A 19,258-nucleotide genomic window follows, 5' to 3' on the forward strand; every position below is an offset into this window, starting at 1 on the left:
TTTTGCCAACAATAGCTCAAAACCTTTGCCCCACTTGTTTTGAGTATTTATACTTGTCGCAAAAGTGACACGCTCCCTTTTGGATTGTCTTGGGGCAAGAAATGCCAAGTGGTGCTACTCTTTACTATCAGCCGATCGCCCCCATCGATTGCACCCCTGAAGAAATCACAAATGCCCGCCAGCAGTTCTACGAACAAAATCAACTGATAGACGAAACCACACAACAGATTTGGCTAAAACAGCACGGGATGAGTCGGGAAATTTTAGAGACTGTTTTCATTCCAAGGCTGCTCAAAACTGAGAAATTTAAACACCAAACTTGGCATCACAAACTAGAGTCATATTTTCTGCAACGCAAGCGATCGCTAGATCGAGTCATCTATTCTTTGATTCGGGTTAAAGAGGCAACAATTGCGCGAGAACTGTATTTTCGGATTCAAGAAAAAGAGCAATCCTTTGCCGAACTGGCGCGCGAGTATTCCCAAGGCCCAGAAGCTCAACTCAATGGGATTCTTGGCCCGGCGGAACTCGGCACAATCCACCCCAATTTGGCGCATCTGTTGGCGATAAGCGGGCCCGGTCAGCTTTGGCATCCTATCCGCATAGAAGAATGGCTGGTAATTGTCAGATTAGAAACATTGATTCCGGCTCAGTTCGATTTAGTGATGCGTCAACGTTTGCTCGGCGAATTATTTGAAAATTGGGTGCAAGAACAGATGCGTGAAGTCAATTCCGGTAACACCGGAATGATTGTTGACTGTTGACTGTTGACTGTTGGTTATTTGTTTGTTCTAATAACCAATAACCAATGACTAATGACTAATGACTGATAACTGTTGAAGACCATTACCATTAAATTATAATGACACAAACATTCGATAAAACCAAAGCCGAAGCATTCGCCGGACGGATGCTGGACACTCTCAACAGTGGCGCACTCGCTGTGATGATTTCGATCGGGCATCGCACCGAACTGTTCGACACAATGGCAGAATTGCCGCCCTCAACCAGTCAACAAATTGCCGATGCTGCCGGATTGAACGAACGCTACGTGAGGGAATGGCTCGGTGCAATGGTAACGGGTCGCTTAGTGGATTATAATTCGATCGACAAAACCTACTCCTTGCCGACAGAATATGCAGCATTCCTGACCAGAGGTGCCAGTTCCGACAACATTGCCCCCTTTGCTCAATTCCTTCCCCTACTGAGTTCAGTGGAGGATAAAATTATCGATTGCTTCTACAAAGGCGGCGGTGTACCCTACTCCGAGTTCAAACGTTTTCACGCGGTGATGGCAGAAGATAGCAATCAAACCGTGGTATCGGCGCTATTTGAGCACATTCTGTTACTGATTCCCGGGCTTACCGAAGCATTAGAAAAGGGTATTGAGGTGCTAGATGTCGGCTGCGGTTGCGGGCAAGCACTCAACAAGCTGGCTGAAGCTTTTCCGAATAGCCGATTCACAGGCTACGATTTTTCGGGAGAAGCAATCGCCAATGCCAACACCGAAGCCCAATTGCGGCAATTAAGCAATATCCATTTTGAGGTAAAGGATGCCGCCACATTGGATGAGTGCGATCGCTACAATTTGATTACCACATTCGATGCCATTCACGATCAAGCCAGACCAGATGTTGTGCTGCATAACATCTACAATGCGCTGCGATCCGATGGTGTTTACCTGATGCAAGATATCAACGCCACAACGGATGTCGGCGGTAATCTAGACCATCCCATTGCCCCCTTCCTCTACACCATTTCTTGTATGCACTGTATGAGTGTTTCTTTAGCCTATGGCGGCATGGGATTGGGCGCGATGTGGGGGCAAGAAAAAGCGCTACAAATGTTGAGTGAAGCTGGGTTTGCCAGCGTTGAAATCAAGCGGCTAGCCCATGATTTGATGAACAACTATTATATTCTCAAAAAGAGCTAAAATCATGTGCAAACTTTGTGCGATCGGTCAAAAATGGCAGAAGAAAAAACAGCCTAATTCAGGATTGTTGGATACCAGCCAATTTTCGATATTTATCGATCTGAAGCAATTGTCTTCCACACCGGAATTCAAATCAGCTCAACCACTTAACAGCGAGCGGTCATCAGTTAAGCCCCTGGTTTAACACCCAGGAAGTCTGATCGGGAAAAGGTTGGTCTGTAAACTGCTTAAGTTGACACTAATGCTTGAGTCCTTAACCCTGACTTAAGAGGAATAAAGTCTTCATTATGAAACTGTTTGTAGTAAGGACTTTATTCCTTTCAACTATTAAGCAGGAAATGATATAAATAGCGAGACAATACCGATCGCGAACGCACCGATACCCATCACAACAGACCAGAAGCGGTGATAACTCTTAACCGTCGTACCGCTATCGCTTTCAAGCTGAATCAAATCCATCCAAGGTGCAACACCCCGGCGGAACCAACCCAAAGTCCTAACATCCATTCCAATCAAACTTTCAACCCGTTTCATCCCAAACAGAAAATTACCAATTGGCCCAAAACGAGAAGCATATCGCAGATAAATCATTCCCGTTCTATCTTGTAATTTCAAATCAGAACCGAAAGTATAACCCGCATCGCCGCGACCAATTAATTCGCCTTGCAGTTTCGCAGGTTGACCCCGCAAAGGACTTGCATAAGGGTCAGACATTAAGGCTAAAACATCCAAGTGTTCTGCTTGTTGGTAATTCGGGAACATCACCAAAGTTTTGAGCAAAATTCCCGCGCCCAAAGCGATTAAAGGACAAGCAACCATCATCATCGGATTTGCAGCAGACAGCGAAATGCCGATCGCAAAACCCACCGCTAACCCCAGAGTTTCTGCACTGTACAGCAGCAAATCGAACACAAAATTGCCGTAAAATCTCCGCTTGCTCAAATCGTTGCCTTCGCCGACAATCCGGCCCATATCAAACTCAATATCCAAGCCTAATTGTTCGGCATAAGTGCTCAAAGCCCGAACTCGTTTACCAGTCAGCGGGTGAGTCGAGTTCAACTCCATCCACCAACCCCACGGATTAAACATATCCCACAAAAACACTCGCCCAATCTTTTCTGGTTCCGAAGAAATCCTGTAAGCAGTGCCGGTAGATGTGGCAGCTTTCGCATCGTAAATGCCTAAAGCGCGAGTTCCTTCTAATAAACGGCTGGGTTCTGTTGCTGTTTGTCCTTCTTCCAAAATACCGTAAGCAATTTTTACCAAAGCGCGGGATAAAGCGTTGGGGTTGCCGGTAGTTTGGGCCGCAAAATAATCTGCAAAATATTCTCGCGTCCGCGACAAATACAGCAATAAATAAGTGCCTGCAATGTAAAACAAATAAGCAACAGCAGCTACCGTACCGGCCGCATCTTTAGCTTTGTCGCCACCACTTCGACCCATTCTTTGAGCTGTAGTGTAAATTAAATAAGTAATCTGCACCAAAGTTGAAGCTAAAGTCATTACTGCAAAGTCCCAGTGGACGATGTGACCGAGCTCGTGGGCGTAAACAGTGGCAATTTCATCGTCGTCTAAATAGGTGAAAAGACCTTGACTGACGACTAAGCGAGCGCTGTTTGGAAATGAACCGTAAGTAAAAGCAGTAGGGTTTTGGTCGTCGATAATTCCTAAACGCGGCTGCTGGAGTTTTTTCTGCTTGCAAACCTTCTGAATAACTTTCGCTGTTTCGGGACTTAGGCTTTCAATTTCTGCTAGGGAAACCCAGCGAGTATGGTATAGCCAATTTTGGGTTAAGTCCATTAAGTAAGGCGATAGGAAAAAAGCAGCAATGTTAAAAATCAGAGTTATCGGAAGTGCGATCGCCAATCCGGTGACTGGATCGGGACTGTTGAGAATTAAAACTGAGGCTAAAGATAGCGCTAACACCATACCAAACAGCAGGCTGATGGTGACGCCGGAAGCTAAAACCAGGTTTCCGCCAGTTTTCTGTATCAGTTTAACCCCAGCTTTGGCTGCTCGCCCTGCCTTGCGTAAAGGGGCATGAGATGACATAATAATAATCTCCTAAGGTTATTGACAAATTGAAATGACCGTGAGATTTTATCTATACTTCACTGTTTTAACCTGTAATTACAAATCGCTGTAAGGGGTCTCAACAAAAATATAGAATTTCCTTGAGAATTGTTAAGATTAAAAACAGCCCCAAAATTTATTTTTTGGGGATTCAATTCAAAAGTCAAAACCCAAAGCCCAAAAGTCAAAACCCCAAACTCAAAACTATTTAAAACTTACTGCCATGTCTATTATTGAAATTGCCCAAAAAACGCGCGTATCTGCTAGAAAATTGGCAGTTTTGTCCGCTGATGCCAAAAATCAAGCTATTGATGCTATAGCTAAAGCTTTAGAAGCTGCTGCGCCGGATATTGTGGCGGCGAATGCTGCTGACTGCAAGGCGGCTGAGGCGGATGGAATTGCGAAACCGCTGTACGATCGCCTCAAGTTGGATGAGAGCAAGTTGAAAAGTGCGATCGCGGGCGTGCGCGACGTTGCGAAACTCCCAGATCCCGTAGGTTCCGTGCAAATTCACCGCGAATTGGATACAGGATTAATTCTGAAGCGCGTCACCTGTCCTTTGGGCGTTTTAGGCATTATTTTTGAAGCGCGCCCAGAAGCTTTAATTCAGATAGTATCCTTGGCAATCAAATCGGGAAACGGCGTCATTCTCAAAGGCGGCAAAGAAGCAGTCCGTTCCTGCGAAATATTGACAAAAATGATACATCAAGCATTAGCAGAAACTGCGGTTAATCCAGAAGTTGTGCAGTTGCTCACCACGCGGGAAGAAACAATCGAACTGCTCAAAATGGATGAATATGTAGATTTGATAATTCCCAGAGGTTCTAATTCCTTCGTGCGGTTTGTGCAGGAAAATACCCGAATTCCCGTGTTGGGACACGCCGACGGAATTTGTCATTTGTACGCCGACAAAGCAGCGGATATTAACAAAGCAGTAGAGATTTCTGTAGATGCAAAAACCCAGTATCCAGCAGCCTGCAATGCCATTGAAACTTTGTTAGTTCACAGTGCGCTCGCCCCCCTTTTCTTGCCCGCTGTCGCCGCAGCTTTGCAGCAGAAAAAAGTCGAATTGCGGGGAGACGAAAAAACTCGCGCCATCCTCGAAAATATTGCCGAAGCGACAGAAACAGATTGGTCTACAGAATACAGCGATTTGATTTTGTCAATCAAAACAGTAGATTCTGTGGAAGAGGCAATTAACCATATCAATACTTACGGTTCGAGACACACAGATGTAATTGTCACCGAAGATAGCGAAGCCGCCGAAACATTTTTAAATGGAGTAGATGCGGCCGGAGTTTATCACAATTGTTCGACTAGATTTGCCGACGGTTTCCGCTACGGTTTCGGTGCAGAAGTGGGGATTAGCACGCAGCAAATGCCGCCTCGCGGGCCTGTGGGTTTAGAGGGGTTGATTACCTATAAGTATCGAGTTGTTGGAGATGGCCATATTGCGGCTAGTTATGTAGGGAAAGATGCTAAGGAATTTACTCATCGGGATTTGTAAGCATTTGAGTAATTCTTGTCCTTGGTGCTACTAGATTTTCCCTTAGTCCGTAAAGCTGTGAGACTATCCCACTTTTCTACTGTCGGTTTATACAACCAATGCTCTAGTTTAGCTTCATCCACATATCCTCTTAGTTCGGGATCGGGCCAAATGTGTAGTCGCTCTTCACACCGCGCATCTTTTGCTGCTTCTTCAATATATTCCCATTGTTTGTTAAAGCATTCTGCCCATGATTTTCTAGTCATAATTGAATGAGCAAAATCTAAACCTGCTGCTGTCATTCGCTTACCATTACTCCCGCGAGCATTAATGGGTTCCCAAAAAATAACCTCTGGATTCACAGTCAGGATTTTCTCTAGATATCTTTTAAAGTCATCCAATGTCAGGGTAGGAGGAGTGGGAGCCATTGCAACATACAATCTACATCCAGCTTCATGACCTTTTAGCAAAGCTTCATAGCGTTTAGAAGGTGGAGGTGATTGAGGCTCTATCTTGCGAATCAGTTCGTCATCATCTAGGTATGGCAAACTCATGCCAACTGTCACATTAGGATTTTTGAGAATTTCGAGATCGTTTACCCACAATAAACCACGAGTTAGAATTCTGACTCTTTTGTTATATTTTAAGAGAACCTCGACGGTCTTGCGAGTTATATTTGCCGTTTGCTGGTTTTGATATGGGTCAGTACCCGAACACAGTAAAACTACTCCTTTTCCTTCTGGCGTCTCGCGCCAAGACTTTTTGCGACTTAAGTTTTTTTCTAGTAACTCGGGTATATCTTCACGAACAAAAAGATACTGTCCCCAGTCCATTTGAGGATTGCTTACTCCCCTTTCCCGTAGTTGTGCTTGCTTTGTCCTAATGGCTGGCGTTGAGGGTACATAACAAAAGGTACACCCGTGCAGACAACCAGAGGCTACGTTAATTACATAGTCGCATAGTCCCTTCTTATTAAGCGCACTCTCTTGCAGTGGATTGACAATTTTTTCTGTGCCTTTGACGATAGACATTATATGCCTCTGTTTATGGTTGTGAGAGTTTCTGGAGCTTAGTTATTTAGGAATCAGATGTAAAAAACTTACTCTTATAAAATAATGAAATTTGATATTTCTGGGGTAGTTTTATTATATCATTTTTTTGCAATTTAACTCGCTTACCCCTTAATAACTTATCCTTTCTCCAAACTTCTATTTCTTTATCATCAATATATCTGTTGATATATTCATTATAGAGCCTTCGGTTAGCTGGATTAAGTACCATTGTTTTTTTCTTTATTTCTCCAAAAGAAATACCTTCGGGATTTTTTCTGATTAAACCTCCCACATCTCGATCTAACTTATCCATACAAACTTCATAGCTATCTTTGGTAATATTCAATTGGAGGGAAATTTGATTCTGATTATAATAATCAGCAGTTTTAAGTCCATATCCATATATTTCATAATGGTATTGATAATCTAGATTGTTCTCTAAATCAAAGCAATCTTTGATAACTTCCAATGCTGTTAAGTTCTTAGAAAGATGCAGTAGATAGTATAGTACATTACTTTCTCCTTTAGGAATCAGTGCAAAAGTAAAAACATATTCTGATTTACCTCTTTCAATAAAGAGCTTGACAGTTTGGTCTCTCAAATAACACTGTTCTCCCATGCTTGTGTCTTCTAAGTTGGCTTTTTCATAATATCCATCTGCTTCAAGAACTTGTTCAAAAGCAGATTTCAGTGTTGTGTATCTTTCAAGAAGAAACCTTTTGATATAAGAAATCATGTAAGTATATAAAATTTCCGAACCCCTGAGATTATTTAAGTCTCTAATAGTTCCCATTGAAACATCTGTCCAACCAAAGGGATCTAGCAAAAAGAAAGAATGACCTCTACGAGTTTCAACTGTAAAAATACAGGATTTTACTAAATTTTCAAATTCTCCCTGTAGAAATTCACATTGCTCTATCCTATCCCCATAACCCTCATTAAATGTATGCGGTTGTTCGTCAACTAATTCTCCTAAATTCGCTTTAATCATTGAATAATTTTTGAGACAACTCAGGTGCGATTTTTTACTATCTATAAAAATAAATTTTACATTTAATGGTTGTGAATAAATTCGTTTGGATTTTTGATGTGCTTTTCTTACAGCTTTTATAATTTTAATAGGAGAACCTTCCCATTCATCACTACCATCTTTATACATACCGCCCCCACAAAACCCATCTATAAAAGTAAATGTAGTTTCTCCAAAACGAGTTTTTTCATAAAGTGTATATATTAGGTTTTCAATATATTTTTCGATAATTTGATGTTTGGATTTAGTATGAGGATCTATTGTTGGAATATTACTTCCGTCTGCACTCCATTTTGGCTTTGAATCACTCATGTTGATTATCTGATGAAATAAAATTAGTGACATAACTTATTTATCAAATAGTACCAGATAGGTTGACCAGGTGCAACTACCTAAAGAAAAAGTGTTAGCTTTCTTAAATTTCGGCTCAATTCGTTCCTCAATCAAGCTACAAAGTCTAGTGTGCCAATCAGATAAGATTGACATAATTAGCTGAAATTGTGCAGGAAGCTTTGGCTAAATCCAGCGATCCCCCTCGCGTTCAAACAAACTTAGCTACAATAAGCTATACTGTGCTCGGCGACTCCCCAACTCGAACACTTTGCCGCGGTTTATGTCTAACTCCTCCCTCCTCGCCCCAGGTTCCACTCTCGAAAAACGCTACCGCATCCTCCGCGAATTGGGCCGGGGCGGCTTCGGGCGTACTTATCTCGCCGAAGACATCAACCGCTACAACGAACATTGCGTACTCAAAGAGTTTTCTCCGGTGGTTCACAGCCCGAAAGCGGCCGAATTGTTCGATCGCGAAGCGAGTATGCTTTACAACCTCCAACACCCGCAAATTCCCAGGTTTCGAGAACTGCTGCGAACGGATTTGGGCGGAAATCCATCTTTATTTTTAGTGCAAGATTATATCAAGGGTCAAAACTACGAAGAAATATTGATATCGCGCCAGCAGCAAGGTAAAAATTTTACCGAAGCTGAAGTTACTCAACTGCTATTTCAGCTTTTACCAGTTTTAGAATACATCCACTCAAAAAATTTAATTCACCGCGATATTTCCCCGGATAATATTATTCAGCATGATGCTGACCAACTACCATTTTTAATTGATTTCGGTTCCGTCAAGCAAATCGCAGCCAATGCCGTACTTCAGTTGAACGGACAATCGGATACGGCGATCGGCAAACAGGGTTATTCGCCGGCCGAACAAATGCGGCTGGGTAAAGTTTCTGCTGCTAGCGATTTGTACGCTTTAGCCGTCACGGCTTTAGTCTTGCTAACTGGCAAAAAGCCTCAAAAATTGTACGATATCAATAATAAAACTTGGGATTGGCGATCGCACGTCACAGTCAGTCAAAATCTCGGCACTGTGTTGGATAAGATGCTAGCAGAACAACCGGGCGATCGCTACCAATCTGCAAAAGCAGTCCGCGAAGCACTCAAAGATCCAAAACTATCTCAAATTAGCAGTATAATTTCCCAAATAGCGACAATGAACTTTGTCGGTCGCCCTTTCAAAAACACCACTCAAACTGCTACAAACAATCATACTCCTGTTAACCAAAACCCTCAAGTTGTTAAAAATAACCACATTTTTAAATTAATTCCTTGGAAAGCAGTCGCGAGTTTAAGCGTGGTTTTGTTGCCGGGAATGTTAGCTTTTAGTGTAGTCAAATCAGGTTTTACATTGCCCAAGTTGCCTGAGTTGCCGAAGTTTCCCGAACTGCCGCAGCTTCCCGATACATCATTAAATGCAGAAATAGCTAGGCAAGAAGAAATTGGCAAGCGACGCAAAAATCTCAACATTGATAGAGATATTTTCTATCAAAAAGTTGATGAATTATATTACAATAAATATCCTGAATTACAAGGGCGCAGCTTGACAGAAAAGCCAGAAGATGCAGAAATTAGGCGGAAATGGTATGAAGTTGCTGAGGATTTACTCGACAAGTTGGAGCAAGGAGGACAGTTGTGAAATTTAAGATACAATAAGAGTGATTTAAACGCAGAGGGCGCTCTTGGCCTACAGGGAAGAGCAAAAGAGGGCAAAAAAAGAGACGGAAGAGAAAGATAACTTTATCTGGTTTAATACAAATTGGTAGAGGCAACGCACTTTAGTTTATTACAAAATGGATTCTATTCAACTTACAGGAATTCGCTGCTACGGATATACGGGCTATCTGCCGGAAGAGCAAGTTTTGGGGCAGTGGTTTGAAGTGGATGTTACTCTCTGGCTGGATTTATCGCAAGCTGGAAAAAGTGATGATATTCAACATACTCTTGATTACCGCAGCGCAATTACTCTGATTCAAAAGCTAGTCAAAGACTCGAAGTTTTTATTAATCGAACGCCTAGCAGATACTATTGCCCAAGCGCTTTTACAACTACCGTTAGTTGAGAAAGTTAAACTACAACTCTCGAAACCTGCTGCCCCCATTCCTGATTTCGGTGGCAGAATTACTCTAGAAATTACTAGAAGTCATTAGTCCTTAGTTTTTAGTCCTTAGTCATCAGTCTTTAATCTGCATTAGTTTGTCACTAATAACTGATGACTGATGACCGATCGCTATTGACTAATTACCACTTCAGCAAATTAAATTCTTCCATGTCTACTGTATTGCGGTTGCGATAAATCGTCAAAACAATTGCCAAACCTACGGCAGCCTCAGCAGCGGCTACGGTAACTACAAACACCGTAAATACTTGACCTTTAATCTGTACGGGGTCAAGATAATTGGAGAAACCCATCAAATTGAGATTGACAGCATTCAGCATCAACTCGATCGACATCAACACACGTACTGCATTTCGGCTCGTAATCAAACCATAAACACCAATGCAGAAAAGTGCGGCGGCTAATAACAGAAAATACTGGAGTTGCAGTTGCATAAATTTTGCGATTTTCTCTCAATCAATATTACTACCAAACAGACAGATAGGTGCGCAGCGCGCACCCTAATCTTACTTAGATTCTGGCGAAGAAACATCTCCGGCAGAAACTAATTCGCGAGGTCTTTCTTGCAAACTAAAAGCGGGTGTTTCAGATAGCTTGTTCGACGACAATTCATCTGGCAAGAAATCGCGGCGTGCTAGCACAATTGCTCCTACCATTGCCATTAACAAAAACACTGATGCTAACTCGAAAGGCAGCAAAAAGTCGGTGAAGAAATGTTTGGCGATCGTCACGACCGAACTTTCGGCAGGTGCTCCTGTCGTCGCGACAATAGCCCAAGGAGTAGACACCACCATCGTACCCAAAAGCGCAAACAACCCTACGCAAACTACTGCTGTTGCTACTTGACGCACCCAAGCGTTGGGAATTGTGCGGAAATCTTCGCGCTTGTTCACCAACATAATCGCAAACAAAATTAAGACGTTAACAGCGCCAACATAAATCAATACCTGCGCTGCTGCTACAAAGTCGGCATTCAGCAACAGGTACAAGCCCGCAATGCTGGTAAATACGCCGCACAGCAAAAAAGCTGAGTAAACGATGTTGGAGAACAGCACTACTCCTAGTGCTCCTGCAATCATCATTACGGACAGTATGCCAAACGAAACAATTTGAACCCCTTCGGCTAGATTCACAATTTTTAATCCTCAATCATTAGTTTTCTATTGTTCGTTTTTACTGATTAGTTAGCAGTCATTCATAATCGTTATTTCACTGATGAATGATGACTGCTGACTAATGACTAATTAGCTATTTTTCGCTAATTTCCTCTGGAGGGAGACCTGCGCGCCGATCGCTGCTGGAAACTCCATGAGGGTCGATCGCACCTTTCGGCAAATAAGCGAATTCCCGCAGCGGTGTCACCATCGGGTCATCTGTAACCTTGTAGGGCAAACGTCCGAGGGCCACGTTGTCAAAATTCAATTCATGACGTTCGTAGGTGGCTAACTCGTACTCTTCTGTCATCGACAAACAATTAGTCGGACAATATTCTACGCAGTTGCCACAGAAGATACACACTCCGAAATCGATACTGTAGTGCTTGAGTTGTTTCTTCTTAGTTTCTTTGTTAAATTCCCAATCCACCACAGGCAAATTGATCGGACACACCCGAACGCAGACTTCGCACGAGATGCACTTGTCAAATTCAAAGTGAATTCTGCCCCGAAAACGTTCGGAAGGAATTAATTTTTCGTAAGGATACTGAACCGTAATCGGTCGGCGTCTCATGTGGTCAAAAGTTACAGATAGCCCTTGACCGATATACTTAGCAGCTTGAAAAGTTTCTTTGGCGTATTCGCCTACTTGATTGAGGAATTTTAGCATGGTGTTCTCTCTCTGTACTTGAGCTTTTGGTAATTGCTAATTTATAATAGGTAATTGGTTAACAGCTATTTTTTTCCCTGTTGCCATTTACCTATTATGAATTAACCGCCAAAAGCAAAGGGAAAGGCAAGCTTCAAAGCTGCGGTCAATAGCAAATTAACTAAAGCAACCGGCAGCAAAAACTTCCATCCCAAATCTAGCAATTGGTCGATCCGAACTCGCGGTAGAGTCCAGCGGAGCAGAACTGCCAGAAACAGGAAAAAGTAGGCTTTCAGCATGGTCATCGTAATGCCCAGCGTGCCAGTAATTACCTGCAACCAAGGAGTCGTCTCGCTCAATCCCAAGGCATTAGTGATGACTCCGACAGGAATCGGGCACTCCCAGCCGCCAAGGTACAGAACGGCTACTAGCAGGCAAGAAAGGACGAGGTTAACGTAGGAAGCGATGTAGTACAAAGCAAATTTCATGCCCGTGTACTCAGTCTGATATCCTGCTACCAATTCTTCTTCTGCTTCCGGGAGGTCAAAGGGCAACCGTTCGCATTCTGCTAGTGCTGCTATCCAGAAAATCAGGAAACCTGCGGGTTGCCGCCAGATATTCCAGCCGACAATGCCGTAGCCGGCTTGCTGGTGTACGATGTCGATCGTACTGAGGCTGTTGGACATCATCACAACTGCCAATACTGCCAAAGCTAGGGGAATTTCGTAGCTTAGGGATTGAGCTGCTGCTCTGAGTCCGCCGAGGAGGGCGTATTTGTTGTTAGAAGCATAGCCGGACATCAGCAAGCCGATCGGCTGAATGCTAGAAAGAGCAATCCACAGAAATATTGCTGTCCCCATATCGGCGATCAGCATATGCTCTCCGAAGGGCACGATTAAGTAGGACAGAAAAACTGGAATCACTACAATGACCGGCCCTAGGGTAAACAGCAGCGCGTCAGCTTTGGCCGGTACAATGTCTTCTTTGAACACCAACTTCAGCCCGTCAGCAACGGGTGCTAGGACTCCCAGAGGGCCGATAAATTCCGGGCCGATCCGCTGTTGAGCCGCCGCAGAAATTTTCCGTTCCAGCCAGACGCTAGTCAGTACCCCGAATACAGCACCGACAATCATCAGCACCATTGGCAGCGGTAGCCAAAGCAGATGGGCGATGTCCGCCGGTAAGCCCAAATTGATCAGGGCATCTACAAAACTTCCTTGTAAGTCAATTCCTGGGTTCATGTTTCCAGCTTTTGAGCGCTCAGCATATAATTTTTCACCCGTCCTTCGTAGGAGTAGGCTTAGAAATCGGGGTCTTTGTAAAGATTTTTAATGCTTTACCGCCTAATAGTATATCGCCCGACTGGCTCTAAGAACGCACAGGCAGGGTGAAATTATTTTTATGTCTGAGCCCAGGTTAGCTAATGGGTTTGCATTTTATGTATGTTCAGTCTGGCAACAAGCTCAGTCGATTTTAGATTTTAGATTTTAGATTTTAGATTTAATGAACATGGAACGCCAAACAAAAGGGCAGAGAGTTAACTCTCTGCCCTTTTAATGCTTTAAAGTAACTTTCAAATGGCTTAAACCATTGATTTTACGTCACTTCTTGTATGGAACTGGGCAGAATCGAACTGCCGTCCAAAGCGGGTATTTACCTTCCGATCGTTCACAGGTTTATCCCTTCTAATCCTCAGGGCGGGAACCATCTTTATCCCAAATGGGGGGATTTTCTAGTGATTGCTTTCCTAGCTAGCCGACTAGAAACGTTTAGCTAGGGCATCCGTTGGGGGTTGTTATGCTACCGTTAACGGAGTTAGGTTGCATACACTCTAAACCGTGCTCAAGAAGTTTTTTAGGCTACAGCGACGGCTTTGCGAGCGAAAGGAACGATGTTGTTCGCATTTACTTTTTTGTTTGAGCCGGTATTTGCGAGAGGAGACTCACTCTCGACCTGCATCACGGAGCAGCTTTCGCCACCCTGTCGAAACCATTACAGCCCCTCGTGTGTTCTTTAATCATAGACAATATTTCGTGTTGCGTCAACTAGATTTTAGATTTTAGATTTTGGATTTTAGATTTTGGCACAAAGCTGAGTCAAGAATATTTACATCTTGCACCATTTTCTTGAACAGGCTTTCCGGCCTGTTCCACAAGAGTTGAGTTTTCCTGTGGGGTGGGCCGAAGAGCCCGCCCAGGTTTATTGACAAGGGTGCAGGATGTCAGCGCTGCCAAGTTTAATGCAAGTTGTCGTCCCAGACGCCGATGTAAATCCGATCGCGCTCATTGCGTTCGATTGTCCCTTCGAGCGAACCTTTCCTAAACGTAAACCGATTACTCCGGCGCTGCTGCACGTCGCGCAAGCCCTGCCAAATCTCCCGGCTGGCGCCGCCCACCATCCCGTTTAACGCGGTTCGCACTACCAAATCGTCCACCGACGGGGCAAAAGAACCCTCTGTTTGCACAAGCTGGCCTGAATCCCGATCGTAAATGTAGCCGAGAGTAATTCGGTTCGGCAGCACTTCGTAAAGTGCGGTGCGAGTATTCGGCCAATAACCCCGCGCTTGAGAGTCAGTCGGTTCTCCCAATTGGGATAAAATCTGGCTTTCCGGCGTACCAACGGCAAACCCAGGGATTGTGGGAGTCTTCTGATAATTGGTTCCCGGTTGTTCGGGGCTGGGTGCGGGCGATCGATCTGGCGGCAACTCTTTGTCAACAAGTTTTTCTGTTGGTGTGGGTTCGGCAGCCTCGGGAGTTGGCGCGGGAGTTGGCGCGGGCGCGGGCGCTGGAGTTGGCGCTGGAGTTTCAGCAGCGGGCGCTGGAGTTTCAGCAGCAGGCGCTGGAGTTTCAGCAGCGGGCGCTGGAGTTTCAGCAGCGGGCGGCGGAGTTTCTCTGGGAGTCGGGGCTGGCGTTGGTGTCGGCGCGGGAATTGGTGTGGGGTTTGAGCGCGCGTCTGGATCTGCGGGGGTCGAAGTGCGATCGTCCTGGGCCACCGGTGCGGGTTCCGAAGACGGCCGGTTGAGGAAAACCCTAGCAAAACCGATAAAACCTGCAACAATAAGTGCGATCGCCACCAACCCCAAAATCCACCAAACCTTGCGGTTGCCTTCCCCAGAAGACACCACAGCAGGCGCTGTTCTCGAAGCCGCAGGCGACTGAGGCCCGTGTCCCGGAATCACCGCCACCGTCGGCCCGGTGCTCGGCGACGCTGCACCAAGAGGCTGCCCGTGCAGCAGCGACAGCCACTCATCCACGGTAGCAGGGCGATTTTGAGCTTCTACCGTCATCCCCCGCATCACTGCTTGGCTGACAGCCGCACTTAGCTGAGGCTGCAAATCGCGGGGTGAAGGCATCGGCTGGCTGGTACGCAAAATTGCAGCCACCGGCACCTGTGCTGTCAGTAAAGTGTAAAGCGTCGCCGCCAGACCGTAAACATCTGTTGCGGGCGTATATTTTCCTTGAGCGAAATACTGTTCTGGGGGTGCGTAGCCGTCGGACACCATATTAGTGTGAGATTGAGTTGCACCGGCAGTAAACTCGCGGGCAATGCCAAAATCGATCAGCACGACTTCTTGGGTATTTTGGCGCAGCAGAATGTTTTGCGGCTTGACATCTCGGTGCAGCAAACCCTTTTGATGAACAACTTTTAAAGCAGCGCCAATTTGAGTTATGTAGAGAATAGCGAGTTCTTCTGGCAGCGGCCGATTTGGGAACACGACATCGCCCAAATTCTGACCGGCTATGTAGTCCATCACCATGTAAGGCTGCCCGTCTTCGACAAAGAAATCGCTGACGCGGACAATATTCGGATGAACGCAGGAAGCCAACCGCCTCGCTTCGTCTTGAAACTTGCGATCGAACTCAGCAAAATTGGGTTGCTGCCGCAGAGATTCGTTGAGAGTTTTAATGACTACAGGCTGTCCTAAATAGCGGTGATTTGCCCTGAAGGTAATCCCAAAGCCGCCGCGTCCCAGTTCTTGTTCGAGGGTGTACTTTCCACCCTGTAAAGTTTTGCCGATTAGCGCATCCATATGTCCAGGCGATCGCGTACCAGATAATATCGCTGATTATGGCACGTATGGTCGGTCAAGTTACCAGTCTAAATGGCGATCGATTTACCCCTGTATTAGTTAACCTGTTAGAAACACTACTCATAATGCGTCCACATCCGCAAAATTTTTACCGTATTCTCGGACTCAATCACCTCGTACACCAGACGATGCTGAATGTTGATTCGCCGTGAATATGCACCTTCCAAATCTCCCACCAATTTCTCATAGGGTGGCGGGTTCTGAAACGGATTGGTTTGAATGATGTCGAGTAACTCTTGCGCTTTGTCTCGTAAATTGCTAGAAGCGAGCTTTTTGGCATCTTTCTGTGCCTGTTTGGTATATACCAGATTCCAATTCACCACTCCAACTCCCTAGCGCAATCCTCGATCGGCGTTGCCAGTCCTTCCCGAATCGATTCCCGCATTCCCGGCACTGATAGAAGATACAATGTTTCTTGTACCGATGCCCAGTCAGATTCAGATAATAACACTGCATTGCTAGTCTGTCCTGCAATCACAATAGGTTGATGCGACTCACTCACCGAATCGATCAACTGCTGCAACTGCTGTTGAGCTTCATTGATTGGAATCATAATCTTTCACCTGTCTAAATACACTTTTCTAGATGATATTGGCTGGCTGTAGACAATGCTACAACTGCCCCAGCAATCTATCGTAGTCTGCGTGTGAACCAACCCAAAACCAGATCGCAGTGCCTCCATCCAACTGACCAACTGCTCGATAGTTTTTGCTAATTCGGGCTGAGTAGATTGGTAAGTCTAAATGCACCTTCTTGAAACGCAGGCTTGGATGACTTGGGTCTTCCTTGAACTGGCGATACGCCCCGCGTGTCTGCTGTTGAACTTGTTCGGGTAAATCAGCAAATAATCTACGGAACTCGATTGTAGTCCTTGACTTCACAATGTTTCTGGATCGAGTTCTTGGGTTTTGCCTGCATGATACTCAGCCATTGCGGTCGCTGCGAGTTTAGCAAGAGCATCTGGGGAACGGGAGTATGCTTGATCCCAGCGCCTATCGTCTTCAAGTTCTTCCAGAATCATTGAAGCGAGGGCATCTTGCTCGCTGGCAGACAATGTTTTCAACTTGGCGATCGCACGTTCCAGTAACTCAGTCATAGCTACCACACTTTTACAATTAAAATGGCATCCTATCCATTATCCATTGTTTCAGGCAAGTTGAGGGTAGGTCGAACAAATGGCAGGCTAATTATCATCATTAATAACTACGAAGGTTCAATCATCAAGGTTGGCAAATGTCGGTGCTAAGGCCAGTGAAAGCCGAGCTTGCCAATCCTTTGCCTCCCCTTCAACCCCAGGATACTCTAGCTTAAAGTTGTCCCAATCTAGATATGCTGAACCCGGTGATTCTGTCCAAGGAAATCCCGATTTCCAAGAAAATTTTGGTTTCGATGCAGCCTGATTCTTCCAATCTTCACTTGAATGAAGCACTTGATAAAGAATGTCAAAGGACAATGAAGTTTGCTCCGCTAAGAGTGTTGCATCATACAAATCTTTGCCTTGTGGATAAGTATCGGTTTCTAACCACAGCAATTTCCATGCCAGTGACAGTTCTTTAGAAGCTGCCCACACTAACCTATTTTCACCAATTGACGAAGGGATATAGACCTCAATTGGATCGCACAATAGTTCTTCATTAAAAACCACATCCATATGCAAATCTCCTGAAGGAAAACCGTCTGCTTTCCAAGGAAAAATAATGCGCCTACCTGATGCACGTTCATAAGTCCAAATCTCAGTTATGGAGATTTTGTTAACGTCAATAATCGCATTACCTACATGAGGATTATCTGAAACTATCTGAATTAATCCATTGAACAATTCTATAGATAAAGGGGAATTGACGCTAATATCGTGAGGTCTAAAAACCCAGTCTATATCACCGGGTTCTCTCGCCACATCTCCTAACCATGCTTTCAGTAATAAACTACCTCGTAAGACAAGGTGATCTTTCCAGATTGAACAACTAATAATTTGCAGCAGATAATCCATCACTTGCCGACGAATATTCAGCCATTGAGTTCTAATTTCTGGCTCTTCAAATATTGGATCTCCCAGACGAAATGCTCCCCGAAGATGCTTCTGGGGAATTAGTGCCGGCTCGAAAACTGTTGGGCGTTCAATTTCCTGACCTTGTTCTGAAACAATGATGTATGTCTTCGGATCGTATTTCATTAATCCTCCTTTATATTATACTTGATAGTTATTCATGTGAAATTGGTGAATTTTTCCCTATTATACATCCTATCCTCGGATTTTATATTCTGGTTGATAATTATCCCTGTGGAATTGGTGATTTTTTCCCTCTTATTCGTGCTATCCTCGAATTTTATATTATGCTTGATAATTATCCCTGTCAAATTGGTGATTCTTTCCCTTGAATCCAACCTGCGTCAAGGTCAAGATTACTATCATAGACAACAAATTCTGCTTCGACATCGATCACTACATATCTCAAAGTAGCGATCGCTTTTAAGAGAGTTTGAAGTTGTTGTTGAGCTTCAACACGACCAACAGAGATACAACGCTGAGTGACAAATCGCTCGTGATATTGGTCACTCCGAGTCTGGAAGAGATTACGAGAGAGATGAGCAGAATGTCTTTCGGCCAGGTCAATCAGAGGCAGGATATCAGCAGAAGGTTCAAGCAACAGTTTGATATGATGCTCAAAGTAGCGATCGCCTGGATGGTTTAGTGCTTCGGCATTAGACTGCGGAACACTGTGGTTCCACTGTGGCACCTCAATTTTGATGCGTGTCACCGTGAAGCCTTCAGCATTTAGAGATTGGCTTGAATCAAATGCCGTCTTTAACTCGTTTGTCAGGCTACCTTGCCCATGCCGCGTCAACATTAGTTGAGATACAGTAACCCCACGGTCTAGAACTATATGGAGAAGTTTTAGACCGTGATGAATGCCCCATTGTTCAAGGGCCTCTACTCTGTCCAAGTCCTTGAGGCAAACGGTAATGTGAGTTTCAAATTTTCCCGTGAATTCCATGAATTCTTCCTAATAGGTCGGCTCACCACAGCCGCAGTACAATGCACTATCGAAACGCATTTCTCGGAACCCTGGCGAGTTAGTAAGCGCCCCGGCTGTCCAACAATTGATATTGATTTGGCTGCAATCCTAATTGCACAAATTTCTCTGGATATCCCAGCAACAAAACAGAGGGAGAAGTTGGGTTTTTAGATTCCTTAATGTAGTCGATCGCCTTTGTGACAGCTCGGTAGTAAGTCACCGGCCCTTGGGTATAAAAAACTAGACTGGGTTTCCAGAAACCAACCATCATCAACTCTTCCCCTGGCAGTTTTTGTTGAACCGCAACCTGCGCTAA

The 19,258-nt window shown here is 44.6% G+C and carries 21 protein-coding genes and 1 other RNA gene; 6 read left to right on the forward strand and 16 right to left on the reverse strand.

Features of this window, described 5'->3' with window-relative positions; all coding sequences use genetic code 11:
- Positions 1-101: 101 nt before the first annotated feature.
- The 3 genes from QUA20_RS27030 to QUA20_RS27040 all read left to right on the forward strand — a co-directional run bounded on the left by QUA20_RS27030 (position 102) and on the right by QUA20_RS27040 (position 2,117).
- Positions 102-764, forward strand: a complete 663-nt coding sequence (locus QUA20_RS27030) for a peptidylprolyl isomerase (RefSeq protein WP_333192827.1) — start codon at positions 102-104, stop codon at positions 762-764.
- Positions 765-862: 98 nt separating this feature from the next.
- Complete coding sequence (locus QUA20_RS27035) at positions 863-1,933, forward strand: class I SAM-dependent methyltransferase (RefSeq protein ID WP_333192828.1); 1,071 nt, start codon at positions 863-865, stop codon at positions 1,931-1,933.
- A gap of 4 nt (positions 1,934-1,937) precedes the next feature.
- Positions 1,938-2,117, forward strand: coding sequence for a hypothetical protein (locus QUA20_RS27040; protein WP_333192830.1), 180 nt, complete (start codon positions 1,938-1,940; stop codon positions 2,115-2,117).
- A 143-nt stretch (positions 2,118-2,260) separates the two neighbouring features.
- Here QUA20_RS27040 and QUA20_RS27045 read toward each other — a convergent pair whose 3' ends face one another.
- Positions 2,261-3,985, reverse strand: coding sequence for a zinc metalloprotease HtpX (locus tag QUA20_RS27045; RefSeq protein WP_333192833.1), 1,725 nt, complete (start codon positions 3,983-3,985; stop codon positions 2,261-2,263).
- Between the two features lie 244 nt (positions 3,986-4,229).
- On the opposite strand from QUA20_RS27045, the gene QUA20_RS27050 reads away from it, so the two are divergent.
- The gene (locus tag QUA20_RS27050) at positions 4,230-5,513 is read left to right on the forward strand and encodes a glutamate-5-semialdehyde dehydrogenase (RefSeq protein ID WP_333192835.1); all 1,284 of its coding nucleotides are present in this window, start codon (positions 4,230-4,232) and stop codon (positions 5,511-5,513) included.
- Here QUA20_RS27050 and QUA20_RS27055 read toward each other — a convergent pair.
- Positions 5,498-6,523, reverse strand: coding sequence for a radical SAM protein (locus tag QUA20_RS27055; protein WP_333192838.1), 1,026 nt, complete (start codon positions 6,521-6,523; stop codon positions 5,498-5,500). The genes QUA20_RS27050 and QUA20_RS27055 overlap by 16 nt on opposite strands.
- A gap of 46 nt (positions 6,524-6,569) precedes the next feature.
- Positions 6,570-7,886, reverse strand: a complete 1,317-nt coding sequence (tcmP, locus tag QUA20_RS27060; protein ID WP_333192840.1) for a three-Cys-motif partner protein TcmP — start codon at positions 7,884-7,886, stop codon at positions 6,570-6,572.
- A 301-nt stretch (positions 7,887-8,187) separates the two neighbouring features.
- On the opposite strand from tcmP, the gene QUA20_RS27065 reads away from it, so the two are divergent.
- Both QUA20_RS27065 and folB read left to right on the forward strand, forming a co-directional pair.
- Positions 8,188-9,552, forward strand: coding sequence for a serine/threonine-protein kinase (locus tag QUA20_RS27065; protein WP_333192842.1), 1,365 nt, complete (start codon positions 8,188-8,190; stop codon positions 9,550-9,552).
- 154 nt (positions 9,553-9,706) lie between these two features.
- The gene (gene folB, locus QUA20_RS27070) at positions 9,707-10,063 is read left to right on the forward strand and encodes a dihydroneopterin aldolase (protein WP_172190257.1); all 357 of its coding nucleotides are present in this window, start codon (positions 9,707-9,709) and stop codon (positions 10,061-10,063) included.
- Between the two features lie 91 nt (positions 10,064-10,154).
- Here folB and nuoK read toward each other — a convergent pair whose 3' ends face one another.
- The 13 genes from nuoK to QUA20_RS27130 all read right to left on the reverse strand — a co-directional run bounded on the left by nuoK (position 10,155) and on the right by QUA20_RS27130 (position 19,162).
- Positions 10,155-10,460 (reverse strand): NADH-quinone oxidoreductase subunit NuoK, encoded by a 306-nt coding sequence (gene nuoK / locus QUA20_RS27075; RefSeq protein WP_216670614.1) that lies wholly within the window; start codon positions 10,458-10,460, stop codon positions 10,155-10,157.
- Positions 10,461-10,538: 78 nt separating this feature from the next.
- Complete coding sequence (locus tag QUA20_RS27080) at positions 10,539-11,165, reverse strand: NADH-quinone oxidoreductase subunit J (protein ID WP_172190259.1); 627 nt, start codon at positions 11,163-11,165, stop codon at positions 10,539-10,541.
- Between the two features lie 115 nt (positions 11,166-11,280).
- Positions 11,281-11,856, reverse strand: coding sequence for an NAD(P)H-quinone oxidoreductase subunit I (gene ndhI, locus QUA20_RS27085; RefSeq protein WP_333192843.1), 576 nt, complete (start codon positions 11,854-11,856; stop codon positions 11,281-11,283).
- A gap of 101 nt (positions 11,857-11,957) precedes the next feature.
- Positions 11,958-13,076, reverse strand: a complete 1,119-nt coding sequence (gene nuoH / locus QUA20_RS27090) for an NADH-quinone oxidoreductase subunit NuoH (RefSeq protein WP_172190261.1) — start codon at positions 13,074-13,076, stop codon at positions 11,958-11,960.
- Positions 13,077-13,445: 369 nt separating this feature from the next.
- Positions 13,446-13,837, reverse strand: a transfer-messenger RNA (tmRNA) gene (gene ssrA, locus QUA20_RS27095).
- 234 nt (positions 13,838-14,071) lie between these two features.
- Complete coding sequence (locus tag QUA20_RS27100) at positions 14,072-15,865, reverse strand: serine/threonine-protein kinase (RefSeq protein ID WP_333192847.1); 1,794 nt, start codon at positions 15,863-15,865, stop codon at positions 14,072-14,074.
- Between the two features lie 116 nt (positions 15,866-15,981).
- Positions 15,982-16,245, reverse strand: coding sequence for a Txe/YoeB family addiction module toxin (locus QUA20_RS27105; RefSeq protein ID WP_006632711.1), 264 nt, complete (start codon positions 16,243-16,245; stop codon positions 15,982-15,984).
- Positions 16,242-16,478 carry a type II toxin-antitoxin system Phd/YefM family antitoxin gene (locus tag QUA20_RS27110; protein ID WP_333192850.1) on the reverse strand — a complete coding sequence of 79 codons (237 nt, stop codon included), beginning with the start codon at positions 16,476-16,478 and terminating at the stop codon, positions 16,242-16,244. The genes QUA20_RS27105 and QUA20_RS27110 overlap by 4 nt, the downstream gene beginning before the upstream one ends.
- Positions 16,479-16,536: 58 nt before the next feature.
- On the reverse strand, positions 16,537-16,806 hold the full coding sequence (locus QUA20_RS32185) for a ParE family toxin-like protein (RefSeq protein ID WP_445304723.1): 270 nt from the start codon (positions 16,804-16,806) through the stop codon (positions 16,537-16,539).
- Complete coding sequence (locus QUA20_RS27115; RefSeq protein ID WP_333192853.1) at positions 16,803-17,021, reverse strand: hypothetical protein; 219 nt, start codon at positions 17,019-17,021, stop codon at positions 16,803-16,805. Before QUA20_RS27115 ends, QUA20_RS32185 begins: the two co-directional genes overlap by 4 nt.
- Before the next feature lie 117 nt (positions 17,022-17,138).
- Positions 17,139-18,098 carry a nucleotidyl transferase AbiEii/AbiGii toxin family protein gene (locus QUA20_RS27120; RefSeq protein ID WP_333192856.1) on the reverse strand — a complete coding sequence of 320 codons (960 nt, stop codon included), beginning with the start codon at positions 18,096-18,098 and terminating at the stop codon, positions 17,139-17,141.
- Between the two features lie 181 nt (positions 18,099-18,279).
- A complete protein-coding gene (locus tag QUA20_RS27125) occupies positions 18,280-18,921 on the reverse strand; it encodes a hypothetical protein (protein ID WP_333192858.1) in 642 nt (213 codons plus the stop codon).
- 79 nt (positions 18,922-19,000) lie between these two features.
- Positions 19,001-19,162: a hypothetical protein gene (locus tag QUA20_RS27130; protein ID WP_333192860.1), complete on the reverse strand. Its 162-nt coding sequence runs from the start codon at positions 19,160-19,162 to the stop codon at positions 19,001-19,003.
- Between the last annotated feature and the right edge of the window lie 96 nt (positions 19,163-19,258).

This window comes from Microcoleus sp. Pol7_A1 (assembly GCF_036701085.1).
Lineage (GTDB): Bacteria > Cyanobacteriota > Cyanobacteriia > Cyanobacteriales > Microcoleaceae > Microcoleus > Microcoleus asticus.